General features: G+C 52.2%; 14 protein-coding genes. 1 reads left to right on the top strand and 13 read right to left on the bottom strand.

Going from position 1 to position 13,896, the window contains the following annotated elements:
* Nucleotides 1-20: 20 nt before the first annotated feature.
* The 11 genes from atpG to asnC all read right to left on the bottom strand — a co-directional run bounded on the left by atpG (nt 21) and on the right by asnC (nt 9,660).
* On the bottom strand, nt 21-884 hold the full coding sequence (gene atpG / locus V6E55_RS14760; RefSeq protein WP_023333921.1) for a F0F1 ATP synthase subunit gamma: 864 nt from the start codon (nt 882-884) through the stop codon (nt 21-23).
* Between the two features lie 51 nt (nt 885-935).
* Complete coding sequence (gene atpA / locus V6E55_RS14755; protein WP_028017764.1) at nt 936-2,477, bottom strand: F0F1 ATP synthase subunit alpha; 1,542 nt, start codon at nt 2,475-2,477, stop codon at nt 936-938.
* A gap of 12 nt (nt 2,478-2,489) precedes the next feature.
* Nucleotides 2,490-3,023, bottom strand: coding sequence for a F0F1 ATP synthase subunit delta (atpH, locus tag V6E55_RS14750; protein WP_028017763.1), 534 nt, complete (start codon nt 3,021-3,023; stop codon nt 2,490-2,492).
* A gap of 14 nt (nt 3,024-3,037) precedes the next feature.
* Nucleotides 3,038-3,508, bottom strand: coding sequence for a F0F1 ATP synthase subunit B (gene atpF / locus V6E55_RS14745; protein WP_003862370.1), 471 nt, complete (start codon nt 3,506-3,508; stop codon nt 3,038-3,040).
* Nucleotides 3,509-3,556: 48 nt separating this feature from the next.
* Nucleotides 3,557-3,796, bottom strand: coding sequence for a F0F1 ATP synthase subunit C (atpE, locus tag V6E55_RS14740; RefSeq protein WP_000429386.1), 240 nt, complete (start codon nt 3,794-3,796; stop codon nt 3,557-3,559).
* A gap of 49 nt (nt 3,797-3,845) precedes the next feature.
* Nucleotides 3,846-4,661 carry a F0F1 ATP synthase subunit A gene (atpB, locus tag V6E55_RS14735; RefSeq protein ID WP_129994687.1) on the bottom strand — a complete coding sequence of 272 codons (816 nt, stop codon included), beginning with the start codon at nt 4,659-4,661 and terminating at the stop codon, nt 3,846-3,848.
* Nucleotides 4,662-4,669: 8 nt separating this feature from the next.
* Nucleotides 4,670-5,050: a F0F1 ATP synthase subunit I gene (atpI, locus tag V6E55_RS14730; protein WP_023333920.1), complete on the bottom strand. Its 381-nt coding sequence runs from the start codon at nt 5,048-5,050 to the stop codon at nt 4,670-4,672.
* A gap of 616 nt (nt 5,051-5,666) precedes the next feature.
* Nucleotides 5,667-6,290: a 16S rRNA (guanine(527)-N(7))-methyltransferase RsmG gene (gene rsmG / locus V6E55_RS14725; RefSeq protein ID WP_316943192.1), complete on the bottom strand. Its 624-nt coding sequence runs from the start codon at nt 6,288-6,290 to the stop codon at nt 5,667-5,669.
* A gap of 107 nt (nt 6,291-6,397) precedes the next feature.
* Entirely contained in the window at nt 6,398-8,287 is a 1,890-nt protein-coding gene (gene mnmG / locus V6E55_RS14720; protein ID WP_014072433.1) for a tRNA uridine-5-carboxymethylaminomethyl(34) synthesis enzyme MnmG, read from the bottom strand.
* Between the two features lie 383 nt (nt 8,288-8,670).
* Complete coding sequence (gene mioC / locus V6E55_RS14715; RefSeq protein ID WP_114979047.1) at nt 8,671-9,111, bottom strand: FMN-binding protein MioC; 441 nt, start codon at nt 9,109-9,111, stop codon at nt 8,671-8,673.
* Between the two features lie 90 nt (nt 9,112-9,201).
* Entirely contained in the window at nt 9,202-9,660 is a 459-nt protein-coding gene (asnC, locus tag V6E55_RS14710; protein ID WP_008500198.1) for a transcriptional regulator AsnC, read from the bottom strand.
* A gap of 151 nt (nt 9,661-9,811) precedes the next feature.
* Between asnC and asnA the strand changes: the two genes are divergently transcribed.
* The gene (gene asnA / locus V6E55_RS14705; protein ID WP_129994690.1) at nt 9,812-10,804 is read left to right on the top strand and encodes an aspartate--ammonia ligase; all 993 of its coding nucleotides are present in this window, start codon (nt 9,812-9,814) and stop codon (nt 10,802-10,804) included.
* Here asnA and viaA read toward each other — a convergent pair whose 3' ends face one another.
* Nucleotides 10,805-12,256 carry an ATPase RavA stimulator ViaA gene (viaA, locus tag V6E55_RS14700; protein ID WP_114979048.1) on the bottom strand — a complete coding sequence of 484 codons (1,452 nt, stop codon included), beginning with the start codon at nt 12,254-12,256 and terminating at the stop codon, nt 10,805-10,807.
* The gene (gene ravA, locus V6E55_RS14695) at nt 12,250-13,746 is read right to left on the bottom strand and encodes an ATPase RavA (RefSeq protein ID WP_316943190.1); all 1,497 of its coding nucleotides are present in this window, start codon (nt 13,744-13,746) and stop codon (nt 12,250-12,252) included. The genes viaA and ravA overlap by 7 nt, the downstream gene beginning before the upstream one ends.
* Nucleotides 13,747-13,896 lie beyond the last annotated feature (150 nt).

Genomic DNA, 13,896 nt, shown 5'->3' with positions numbered 1-13,896 from the left:
TACGTAATTCGTAAACCTGGTTAAACCGCGGCGGCCCCCGAGACGATCTCGGTGAGTTCCTGAGTAATGCTGGCCTGACGAGCTTTGTTGTAAACCAACTGCAGCTCTTTAATCAGGCTGCCGCCATTATCGGTCGCGGCTTTCATCGCCACCATTCGTGCGGCCTGCTCGCTGGCCAGGTTTTCTACAACGCCCTGATAAACCTGAGATTCAACGTAACGACGCAGCAGGGTATCCAGCAGCGGTTTCGGATCGGGTTCATACAGGTAATCCCAGGCTTTGTGCTTCAGCTCATCATCTTCTGATGCCGGTAAAGGCAGCATCTGAGTGAGCGTTGGAACCTGAGACATGGTGTTAATGAATTTGTTGCTGACAACGTACAGTCTGTCCAGACGGCCTTCATCATAAGCCTGCAACATCACTTTAACCGGGCCGATCAGTTCTGACAGGGACGGGTTATCACCCATACCGGTCACCTGAGCGACAATGTTGCCACCAACGGAGTTAAAGAAAGAGACGCCTTTAGAGCCGATCATTGCGATATCGCACTGAACGCCTTTTTCAGACCATGCTTTCATATCCGCCAGCAGTTTTTTGAACAGATTAATGTTCAAGCCGCCACACAGACCACGGTCGGTCGACACCACCAGGTAGCCCACGCGTTTAACGTCGCGTTCTTCCAGGTAAGGGTGCTTATATTCCAGATTACCGTTTGCAAGGTGACCAATCACTTTGCGCATGGTTTCTGCATAAGGACGGCTGGCCGCCATGCGATCCTGCGATTTACGCATTTTGGAAGCGGCGACCATCTCCATCGCTTTAGTGATCTTTTGCGTGTTCTGGACGCTTGCGATCTTACTACGTATCTCTTTTGCGCCGGCCATGAGCTTCTCCTCAATGCCAGGCGGCTTGTCCTGAGACAAGCCGCCGGACGATTACCAGGATTGGGTTGCTTTGAAGGAATCGAGGATAGCTTTCAGCTTGCCTTCGATTTCGTCGTTATAGCCACCGGTCTGGTTGATCTCTTGCATCAGCGGAGCGTGATCACGGTCGACGTAAGCCAGCAGAGCGGCTTCGAAGCTACCGATTTTCGCCAGTTCCACATCTTCGAGGTAACCGCGTTCAGCCGCGAACAGTACCAGGCCCTGCTGAGCAACAGACATTGGTGCGTACTGTTTCTGCTTCAGCAGCTCGGTCACTTTCTGACCGTGGCTCAGCTGTTTACGGGTTGCTTCGTCCAGATCAGATGCGAACTGAGAGAACGCAGCCAGTTCACGATACTGTGCCAGCGCGGTACGGATACCACCGGACAGTTTCTTGATGATCTTGGTCTGAGCAGCACCACCAACACGGGATACGGAGATACCCGGGTTAACCGCCGGACGAATACCGGAGTTAAACAGGTTGGTTTCCAGGAAGATCTGACCATCGGTAATGGAAATTACGTTGGTCGGAACGAACGCAGAAACGTCACCCGCCTGGGTTTCAATGATCGGCAGTGCGGTCAGAGAGCCCGTTTTACCCTTCACTTCACCTTTGGTGAAGTTCTCGACGTATTCCGCGTTAACGCGGGAAGCACGCTCCAGCAGACGAGAGTGGAGGTAGAATACGTCGCCAGGGAACGCTTCACGTCCAGGTGGACGACGGAGCAGCAGGGAAACCTGACGATAAGCAACAGCCTGTTTAGACAGGTCATCGTATACGATCAGTGCATCTTCACCGCGGTCACGGAAGTATTCGCCCATTGCGCAACCCGCGTATGGCGCCAGGTATTGCAGTGCAGCAGATTCGGAAGCAGTTGCAACAACAACAATGGTGTTAGCCAGTGCGCCGTGCTCTTCCAGTTTACGAACCACGTTAGAAATGGTGGACGCTTTCTGGCCAATAGCCACGTACACACATTTGATGCCGGAATCACGCTGGTTGATGATGGCGTCGATAGCCATCGCGGTTTTACCGGTCTGACGGTCACCGATGATCAGTTCACGCTGACCACGACCGATTGGGATCATGGCATCAACGGACTTATAACCTGTCTGAACAGGCTGATCTACGGACTGACGATCGATAACACCTGGTGCGATAACTTCGATTGGGGAGAAGCCATCGTGCTCAACCGGACCTTTACCGTCGATTGGCGCACCCAGGGTGTTAACAACGCGACCCAGCAGGCCACGGCCAACCGGAACTTCCAGAATACGGCCAGTACACTTAACCTTCATGCCTTCGGCGAGGTCAGCGTATGGACCCATCACAACTGCACCTACGGAGTCGCGCTCCAGGTTCAGTGCGATAGCGTAACGGTTACCCGGGAGGGAAATCATCTCACCCTGCATACAATCGGCCAGGCCGTGAATGCGGATAACACCGTCACTTACAGAAACAATAGTACCTTCATTGTGAGCTTCGCTCACAACATTGAACTGAGCAATGCGCTGCTTGATCAGTTCGCTGATTTCGGTGGAATTCAGTTGCATGCTCCAGTCCCCTTAAGACTGCAAGACGTCTGCAAGGCGCTCAAGACGGCCGCGTACGCTGCCATCAATGACCATATCACCCGAACGGATGATTACGCCTGCCATTACAGACTTATCGATTTTGCAATTCAGCTTAACTTTGCGTGACAGACGTTTTTCCATCGCGGCGGTAATTTTCGCAAGCTGTTCATTACTCAGTTCAGTTGCAGAAGTGACTTCAACTTCTGCAGTAGCTTCACTAAGGGCACGTAAGTGCTCAAACTGCTCGAGAACATCCGGGAGCACACGGAGACGACCATTTTCTGCCATAACCTTAATCAGGTTCTGGCCGTTGGCATCCAGTTGCTCTCCGCACACGGCGATAAACGACGCGGCGAGAGTTTCAGGTGCTAACGCACCGGAAAGCAACTCGGCCATTTGTTCGTTTTTCGTCACCTCAGCGGCAAACGCCAGCATATTCTGCCAGCGATCGACATTTTGGTGTTCGATAGCAAAGTCAAAAGCTGCTTTGGCGTAGGGGCGAGCTACCGTAACAAATTCAGACATCAGCCCCTCCCTCCTTACAGTTCAGCGACAAGTTTGTCCACGATGTCGCTGTTAGCAGCTTCATCCACGGAACGTTCGATGATCTTCTCGGCGCCAGCAACAGCCAGAATCGCAACCTGCTTACGCAGTTCTTCACGAGCACGTTTACGCTCAGCTTCAATTTCAGCCTGAGCCTGTGTCACGATCTTAGTACGTTCCTGTTCTGCTTCAGCTTTGGCTTCGTCCAGGATCTGCGAACGGCGTTTGTTAGCCTGTTCGATGATGACCTGAGCTTCCGCTTTCGCTTTTTTCAGCTGGTCTGTCGCGTTGGCCTGTGCAAGGTCCAAATCTTTCTTAGCGCGTTCTGCAGAAGCCAGACCGTCAGCAATTTCTTTCTGACGTTTTTCGATGGCAGCCATTAAAGGCGGCCATACATACTTCATGCAGAACCAGACAAAGAGAATAAACGCGATGGCCTGGCCGAGGATTGTTGCGTTCATGTTCACAGCACAATACCTCTTTAATTTCTGTGGCTTAGGGTTTTAAAACAACTACTACGCGACAGCAAACATCACGTACAGACCCAGACCTACAGCGATCATTGGGATAGCATCCACCAGACCCATAACGATAAAGAACTGAGTACGCAGCAGAGGAATCAGATCAGGTTGACGCGCAGCGCCTTCCAGGAATTTGCCCCCGAGGATGCCGATACCGATCGCAGCACCGATAGCCGCCAGACCCATCATCACAGCGGCAGCCATGTACAGCAGATCCATATTCAGGTTTTCCATGACAGTCTCCAGTTTGTTTCAATTAAAACGTAGTAGTGTTGGTAAAAAATCAGTGCTCTTCAGACGCCATCGACAGATAGACAATCGTCAGAACCATGAAGATAAAGGCTTGCAGCGTAATGATCAGGATGTGGAAAATGGCCCAAGGCACATTAAGAATCCACTGTGACCACCACGGCAGAAGACCCGCGATCAGAATGAAAATCAGCTCACCCGCATACATGTTGCCGAACAGTCGCAGACCCAGTGAAACAGGTTTGGACAGCAGGCTAACGCCTTCCAGGATCAGGTTGACCGGAATAAACGCCCAGTGGTTGAACGGCTGCAAGGTAAGCTCTTTCACAAAGCCGCTTACGCCTTTCATTTTGATGCTGTAGAAAAGAATCAGGATAAACACGCCCAGCGCCATCGACAGGGTGATATTCACGTCAGCAGACGGTACAACACGCAGTGCAGGCAGACCGAGGACGTGTTCGCCAATCCACGGAATGAAATCGATAGGCAGAAGGTCCATCAGGTTCATCAGGAAGACCCAAACGAACACGGTCAGGGCCAGCGGAGCAATCAGCTTGCTCTTGCCATGGTACATGTCTTTGACGCTGCCATGGACGAAGCCGATGATCATTTCGATGAACGTCTGGAATTTCCCTGGAACACCGCTGGTCGCTCTTTTAGCAACACCGCGGAACATGGCCAGGAACAGAAGACCCAAAACCACCGAGAAGAACATGGAGTCGATGTTGATCGTCCAGAAGGTGGCCGGGGGGTTATGTGGATCCACCAGCGAGAATGTACGCAGGTCCAGCTGAAGGTTATTCAGATGGTGACCTATGTAATCCTGCGGCGTCATATTTTCTGAAGCCATGATGCCTTTTACCCTTTGTTATTGATTACAGCTGGAGCCAGAACTTGTACCACCAGCACCAAAACCCACGTAGCTATCAGCGGCATGAAGACCACTTTCAAAACCGCCAGCGCCATCACCAGTAGAGCAAAGGTCAGCAACACCTTACACACTTCGCCGAGAGCGAAGGACCAGGCCACGCGGCCTTTGGCGGGTGTATGCGCCTGATGACGCCAGGCAAAAATCATAAACAACACGTTTGGCAGCACAACCGCCAAACCCCCGCACACGGCGGAGATGCCCCAGAAGGGGTCTTTGAGGCTAAACAGCAGTCCACTTGCTATCACAGCCAGAAACTGAACGAACAGAAGCTTACGAGCAACGTTTCTACTCAAGAGCGACACAGACATCACGTTTTTACTCCTGCTCCCTTCGAGGTATGCCGCGTGTCGTATAAAACGTCCTTTAAGGCTCAGAGTCAAGCATCAAAAAGCGGTCAAATTATACGGTGCGCACCCGTGATTTCAAACATTAAGTAGCGAAAAGGTGAATAAATGTTTAAATATTTTTCCCCACCGCTATTTTTTAACTTTCTCAGAAAGCATCGACCTTCGACCAAAAGTGCAAACAGCGCGAAAACGTTGTCAATAAAGCGTGCACAAGATCACAAAACACACATTTGCGATAAGGTTGTATTAATCAAAGACGCAAATCGCTTAAATTTATCTTTATGAAATCAAACACAAAATGTCGTAACTATTTTCAAAACAGCCCAGTACACAATAAAAACCTTTCATTGACATTCTTAATAAATAATTAACATTGCGTTCTGGTTACGGCCCCCCACTTTTAGCAGACTTATATTTTCACAGATGACTATCTTCTCGATGAATAACATTCGCTACGTTAACTGGAAGATAAACCTTAGTGAAAAAGCGGTTAAAAGGTCACCGATAAAACCCTGGTAGTTGTGCTGTTTTTTAACATGGTAAGAACAGCACAAATTCCACATTTTTTATTAATCTTTTAAAAATTGTTTGGTTTAATTATCACCAGGTGACGTTCCCCATCGAGCTGAGGAACATTTAATTTCTCGATGGATTCAACAGCAAAGCCGTCCGAAAGCTGTTCAATCTCATCACCAGGTAACTGACCTTTCAGCGCATAAAAACGGCCACTCTCTGCCGGCAAGTGCTTACACCAGCTAACCATATCATTGAGCGAAGCAAACGCGCGGCTGATAACACCATCAAACGGTGGCTCCGCCGGGAACTCCTCAACCCTACTCTGTACGGGCGTGATGTTCTCAAGCTTCAGCTCATGCTGTACCTGACGTAAAAAGCGTACGCGCTTGCCAAGGCTGTCCAGCAGCGTGAACTGGCTCTCAGGACGGACAATCGACAGCGGAACCCCAGGCAGGCCAGGGCCTGTGCCCACATCGATAAAGCGTTCACCTTTCAGATACGGCGCAACCACAATGCTATCGAGAATATGGCGAATCAGCATCTCGTTGGGGTCGCGAACAGAGGTCAGGTTGTACGCTTTGTTCCATTTGTTCAGCATATCGACATAGGCCACCAGCTGATTTTTCTGGTGATCGGTGAGCGAAATACCTGCCTGATCCAGCAGACGAGAGAGTTTGTTGAGCACAGTGAATACCTGTTGAGAGACTTAAGTGGCGGGTGGCGCTTCGCTTACCCGCCCTACGGAGTTCTGTAGGCCCGGTAAGCGCAGCGCCACCGGGCGAATTAAACATGTTACGCGCTACGGCGCAGCATACCTTGCTTTTTGAGCCATACCAGCAGGATCGAAATCGCCGCAGGTGTCACACCGGAGATACGAGACGCCTGACCAATTGACACGGGTTTATGATCGTTCAGCTTGGCGATCACTTCGTTGGAAAGGCCAGTAACCTGACGATAGTCCAGCATTTCTGGCAGCAGCGTGTTTTCATTGCGCTGCTGTTTCTCAATCTCATCCTGCTGACGTGCGATATAACCTTCGTATTTAACCTGGATCTCAACCTGCTCTGCCGCTTCAGCGTCTTCCAGGCCAGGTGCGAACGCGGTCAGTTTCACCAGATTTTCGTAGGTTACTTCAGGGCGACGCAGCAAATCTTCACCGCTGGCTTCGCGTGACAGTGGTGCAGTCAAGTGAGCGTTCACTTCAGCTGCAGTTTCCGCCTGCGGATTCACCCAGGTGGTTTTCAGGCGCTGACGTTCCTGTTCAATACGCTCCAGCTTCTCGTTGAAACGCGCCCAGCGCTCGTCATCCACCAGACCCAGTTCACGGCCCATTTCGGTCAGACGCAGGTCGGCGTTATCTTCGCGCAGCATCAGACGATATTCCGCACGAGAGGTAAACATACGGTACGGTTCTTTTGTGCCCAAAGTGCAGAGATCATCAACCAGCACACCCAGATACGCCTGAGAACGGCCTGGTGCCCAGCCTTCTTTCTCAGCAGAGAAGCGCGCAGCGTTCAGACCGGCAAGCAGACCCTGTGCAGCCGCTTCTTCGTAGCCGGTTGTGCCGTTAATCTGCCCCGCGAAGAACAGACCGTGGATGAATTTGCTCTCCAGGGTTGGTTTGAGATCACGCGGGTCGAAGAAATCGTACTCAATAGCGTAGCCAGGGCGAACAATTTTCGCATTCTCCATCCCCTGCATTGAGCGAACAATTTGCATCTGCACATCGAACGGCAGGCTGGTGGAGATGCCGTTCGGATAAATTTCGTTCGAGGTCAGCCCTTCCGGTTCCAGGAAGATCTGGTGCTGATTACGATCGGCAAAGCGCATCACTTTGTCTTCGATCGACGGACAGTAGCGTGGGCCGATGCCTTCAATCACGCCTGCGTACATTGGGCTGCGATCGAGGTTATTACGGATCACGTCATGGGTTTTCTCGTTGGTATGCGTGATGTAGCACGGTACCTGCTGCGGATGTTGCGCCGCATTGCCCATGAACGAAAATACGGGCATTGGATTATCACCATGCTGTTGCGCCAGCACACTGAAATCAATGGTGCGCGCATCAATACGTGGTGGTGTGCCCGTTTTCAGGCGGCTGACGCGTAGCGGCAGTTCACGCAGACGGCGAGACAGTGGAATAGACGGCGGATCGCCAGCACGGCCACCGCTGTAGTTATCCAGACCGATGTGAATTTTACCGTCCAGGAATGTGCCCACGGTCAGCACCACGGCTTTCGCGCGGAACTTGAGGCCCATCTGGGTTACGGCACCCACGACACGATCGTTCTCAACAATAAGATCTTCAACCGCCTGCTGGAAGATCATCAGGTTTGGCTGATTCTCCAGTGCAGTACGTACCGCCTGACGGTAAAGCACGCGGTCAGCCTGGGCACGGGTCGCTCGTACCGCAGGACCTTTACTTGCGTTTAGTATCCTAAACTGAATGCCAGCGTGATCGATCGCTTTCGCCATCAGGCCGCCAAGTGCATCCACTTCTTTTACCAGGTGTCCTTTCCCAATGCCGCCAATCGCCGGGTTACAGGACATTTGTCCAAGCGTGTCGATATTGTGTGTCAAAAGCAGGGTCTGCTGACCCATTCGCGCTGCGGCCATTGCGGCCTCAGTGCCTGCATGACCCCCGCCAATGATAATGACGTCAAAAGGATCCTGATAAAACATGGTGGTCTGCCTCGCGTAAAGCGGTATGAAAATGGATTGAAACCCGGGCCGTGGATTCTACTCAACTTTAGTCTTTCGAGAAAGCATTGGGATCCTGGGCTATTAAAAAGAAGATCTTTTTATTTAGAGATCTGTTCTATTGTGATCTCTTATTAGGATCGCGGGCCTTTGTGGATAAGTCCGATCCCGCAAATAAGATCATGCAGTTAGGGAGGATCGTTTGCTGTGAATGATCGGTGATCCTGGACCGTATAAGCTGGGATCAGATCGCCACTTTATGCACAGGTCAAAAACTAAACCAGAGTTGTTATTTGGATAACTACGGCTTAATACGAGCTTTTAACCAGAGTTATCCACATCTGTTCGCGCGATCTTTAATCGTTTTAGAGTAAATTTTTCCATTCTGCCAGCCAGATCTCGGCTGGATCTTCCGGAATATCATGATCGAGGATGTTGATCTTCAGCGTTTCACCCAACTGTTTTGCGCCACAGGCTGTCACAGCGGCTTCAACTTTCTCTATTGCGCCACAGAAGGTGTCATATTCACGACTGCCGATACCGACCGCACCAAAACGGATGCTGGACAGGTCAGGTTGTTGTTCCTGCAGTTCGTCATATAAAGGTTGCAGGTTATCCGGTAGATCGCCTGCGCCATGTGTGGAGGTGATCAGCAGCCAGATCCCATCAGTCGGAAGATCTTCAAGCAACGGTCCATGCAGTGTTTCTGTGGAAAAACCTGCTTCTTCCAGCTTCTCAGCCAGATGTTCCGCAACGTATTCCGCACCGCCCAGGGTGCTGCCACTGATAAGAGTAATGTCAGCCATTGATCGCTCGCTCAGATAAAGAGGCGGCCATTGTACGCTGTGAACGAGCTGGGATCTACCTGTGGAAAATGTGGGAATGAATTTGCCCGATCACGGGCGGATGGTACGCATGATCGGGTTTTGCAGGGAGATCAGGGTCTCGGTGGATTGAATTTCATCGATTGTTTGGATCTTGTTGATAAGTACCTGCTGAAGGGCGTCGATGGATCGACACATGACTTTTATAAAGATGCTGTAGTGACCGGTGGTGTAATACGCCTCTGTGACTTCATCGAGTGCGTTCAGCTTCGCCAGGGCGGAAGGGTAGTCTTTGGCGCTTTTAAGAATAATGCCGATGAAGCAGCAAACGTCATAACCCAGTTGCTTGGGGCTGACGTCAATGCGTGCGCCGGTAATGATCCCCGCCTGTTTCATCTTCTCTACGCGAACATGGATTGTTCCCGGGCTGACACCAAACTGTTTTGCCAGTTCGGCGTAGGCGGTACGGGCATTAGCCATTAAGGCCTCCAGGATGCCGCGGTCGAGATTGTCGATCTGATAATTTTCCATAGCTTTTTCTTATGAAGATTAATGAATCACTCTATTCTAGCGGTTTATTTTATCGAATCAAAAGTGAAGGTGGCTTTTTGTTGATGGGTTATTGAATAAGGTGCCGTTTCTGTTGCTTAATCAATAGCAACAGGACGCAGGAGTATAAATAATGAAAACCGCTTATATCGCAAAACAACGCCAGATCAGTTTCGTTAAATCCCATTTTTCACGCCAGCTGGAAGATAAACTTGGACTGATTGAAGTCCAGGCTCCCATTCTGAGCCGTGTAGGTGACGGGACGCAGGATAACTTGTCTGGAAGCGAAAAAGCGGTGCAGGTGAAAGTGAAAACACTGCCAGATGCCCAGTTCGAAGTGGTTCATTCCCTGGCGAAGTGGAAGCGTCAAACTCTGGGGCAACACGACTTCAGCGCGGGCGAAGGGCTCTACACGCACATGAAAGCCCTTCGCCCCGATGAAGACCGCCTCACCCCAATTCACTCTGTCTATGTTGACCAGTGGGACTGGGAGCGGGTAATGGGTGACGGCGAGCGTCACGTCGGTACGCTGAAATCCACCGTTGAAGCGATCTACGCCGGGATCAAAGCAACCGAAGCGGCCGTGAGCAAAGAGTTTGGTCTGGCGCCGTTCCTGCCGGATACGATCCACTTTGTGCACAGCCAGGAGCTGCTGAGCCGTTTCCCGGATCTGGATGCTAAAGGCCGTGAACGCGCAATCGCCAAAGAATTAGGTGCTGTGTTTCTGATGGGGATTGGCGGCAAACTGTCTGACGGCAAACGCCACGACGTTCGTGCGCCGGATTATGATGACTGGAGCACCTGCGGTGAGAGCGAATACGCGGGTCTGAACGGCGATATCCTGGTCTGGAACCCGGTGCTGGAAGATGCGTTTGAGCTCTCTTCTATGGGGATCCGCGTGGATGCCGATGCACTCAAACGTCAGCTGGCGGTTACTGGTGACGAAGATCGTCTTAAATTAGAGTGGCACCAGTCGCTGCTACGCGGAGAAATGCCGCAGACCATTGGTGGCGGTATCGGCCAGTCCCGTCTGACCATGTTGCTGCTGCAACTGCCACATATCGGTCAGGTTCAGTGTGGCGTCTGGCCGCAGCAGGTACGCGAAAGCGTCGGCTCCCTTCTGTAATTAACGCCGCCAGCGTCTGAGCAGGCGGCTACGCAACCCGGTATCGAAGCGCCAGATATGATCGAAGATGCGCATGATGCCGGGTTTTCCATGAGCGGACATCGCCACCGCATGGAAACGGTGCTGATGCACCCGCTGTAACTCTTTCACTTTATTGACTACATCGTCCGGCAGCCGCTGGGCAATAAAATCGGAAATCACCACCGCGTCAGCGTCGTACCAGTCGCCTCCCTGCATACGCTCCACAATGCTACGAAAACAGCTGGCTAAATCCGTGCCGCCGCGAAAACGCTGGCTTAAAAAGCGGATCGCCTGTTCGATACCTTGCTGGTTCGTTAGCTCATAACCCACCACCTCGCTGGAGAAGAGCATGATGAAGCAGCGACGACGATCGGCGAGCGCCACGCGCATCAGAGCCAGACAGAACGCTTTCGCACATTGCTCATTAAACCCGCCCATCGATCCGGACGTATCCACACAAACAATAAAAGGTCCGCGCGGCTGCTCATCAAAATCCTGGTGGACAACTGGCCGCTGGCTGAGCTTCTCGCGCCAGGCTTCGCCGTGTAGCCGGTAGGTAAGAAGCTGCTTTTCCACCAGCCGACGGTAAAACTCATACTCCAGTTCAGTCATTCCCAGCGTGCTGAGTTCGGTGGGCAGCAGGCGCAAAATATCATCGCTTTGCTGAAGCCCGTCGACCTGCTCGGGAACGGTTGCCGGTTCGCGTACCAGGGTGCGGAAAGTTTCCATCGGGGCATCTTTCTTTGGAACTGACTTTGCCTCCCTTGAACGACCCAGCTGTTCTGCAAGTTTCATCAGTTCGGGCTGCTGGGCCAGAAAATCGCCGTACTTGACGATCAGCTGATAATCCCCGCGCCGAAGCTGACCGGCGCTCATATCCCAGAGACGCCCGGCGGCATTTTCATTTTCCACCAGCACCTGCTCGAGCTGACCGCTTAAGGTCATGCGTTCCTGAACTTCACTGAGCAGTTGTTCACGCTCCTCATCCAGCAGTTGCTGGTTCAATGTCGTGGCCTGAACGACAAGGCTGAGGCGCCAGCGCTGTAAAAAGAGAGTGTGCAACGCGGGGGTGAAGGTGGCGTTATCCGTGACCAGTGCCCGAGCCTGGCTGGCAAACGGGGAGTGGACGTTGTCGAGCAATGTCAGGGTTTGCGGAAGCTGAACGATAAACTGTGGCGTTGAGAGCCGCTGGCACTGCTGATAACAGGCCACCTCTTCCGTTAGCTCAGGAGGTACCTCGGTCTCTTTGAACCGCTGACGCAAGTTTTCTCGCCAGCGTGGGAGATCGTCCGTCATCGCTTTTTTAAGCTTCGGAAATTTTTCAAAGAATGCGGCCAGTTGCGGCGACGCCAGAAGGGTGATGACCACTTCTTCGATCAACCCTTCTTCGCTGACGGCCAGCATGACGTTAAGCGTATCCAGCGTTAGCATTGACGCGCCTGTTTAATCTGTGTGCTCACATCCTGCAGGCTGGCTTCAATGCGACCTAACCAGTCGCTATGTATAAAGAGGCATTTTTGCTGCTCGCTAAAGCGGGTGTGTTGCTGGTGCCATTCTGTATCCAGCGCTTCCAGTTGCAGCTTAATCTCTTCAGGAACGCTGTCAGAGGCGGTGCCTGGCAGTGCAAGACGCGATCCCTGCAGGCTCACATCGCGGATCACCAGATGCTGGCTACTGTCCACTTCCATATTTAGCGGCTGCGCGAAACCGATGCCGTTGAGTTTTCCACGGATCTCTCCACCTTTATCCAGCCATTGCGAGAGCGACTCGCGATCAATCGTAACGTGCACGACCTGCATATCATGGAGTTTAAGCGGTTGCTGGAGCAGCAGGGTAAGCGTCGGGCTGGTCAGCTCGGCGGGTAATTCGTAGTGAGGTTTGCGGGCGAACATTCCACCCAGCCGGTTCACTTTCAGCGCCGTTTTATCACTTTGTTGCTGCTGTAACTGGATGCGTCGTTGGGCAATCGCCCCAAGCTGGTTCAGCATCGCCTGCTGTCCCCAGGCGTGTCCGGTCATCAATATTTCAAGCTGTTGCTGCATCAGGTTCATGCCTTCTGCGTCGTGCCAGAGGCAATCTTTCAGCAGGATCAGATCGATTGGCGCAACGGCATCACGGCCGCTGAACAGGGCGCTGGCCTGCAGCAGGCGGATCGCTTTTTTCCAGCGACGATCGGAGACATAGGGCGCTGAAGGCAGTAAATCGAGCTGCTGGCGCAGCATGAAGATCAGCTCGAAGACGGCATCTGGCAGTTTGATTTTGCCGATCTCCTGCTGCCACTGTTGATATTCCTCATCGGTAACCTGAAGCGAAGCGGAGACCGGGTTTTCATTCTCATCCTGCTGGCTCACCAACATAGAGCGGAAGTTGGATTTATCCTGCACTTTGTCCAGCCACAGGCGGATCAGCATGCGGTCATACAGCGCTTCCAGACTGCTGTCGGCTTCAGGCAGTTCGTTGGAGGCCGCCACCAGCAGGCGCATCGGGATTTTCTCTTCGCTGGCGCCGTTGCGGAACCGACGTTCGTTAATCGCCGTCAGCAGGGTATTCAGAATCGCCGGGCCGGCTTTCCAGATCTCATCAAGAAAGACAATTTCAGCCTCAGGCAGATAACCCGCCGTCAAACGCTCATAGCGCCCCTCATCTTTCAGCGCCTGAATGGAAAGCGGGCCGAAAACTTCTTCAGGGGTGGAAAAGCGGGTCATCAGGTATTCGAAGGCGCGGGCGTTCTGAAAAGCAAATTTCAGCCGGCGGGCAATCAGGCTTTTGGCGATCCCCGGTGGACCCAGCAGAAATACGCTTTCACCGCTCAACGCCGCCAGTAAACAGAGGCGGATGGCGTGGCTACGCTCGAAAAGGCCTTTCTCCAGCGCGCTGCTGAGGCGGGAAATTCTTTCTGCTAATAAATGTGAGTGAGCCATAATAGTTTTTGCATCCTTTCGCCGTCGTGGCGGCCAATTGAAGCGAGTATAGACGTTTCAGCCAGGGCTGGTAATAGACTGAAGTGCGGCGCAATTTTCTTTGCGCTACATTAATGCGGTTGCATTTAGGGGTACGATTTTGCAACGAAT

It is taken from the genome of Enterobacter sp. 342, assembly GCF_036663495.1.
GTDB lineage: Bacteria > Pseudomonadota > Gammaproteobacteria > Enterobacterales > Enterobacteriaceae > Enterobacter.
Note: the sequence above shows the minus strand (reverse complement) of the source record. Positions and strands in the feature narration are given on the sequence as shown.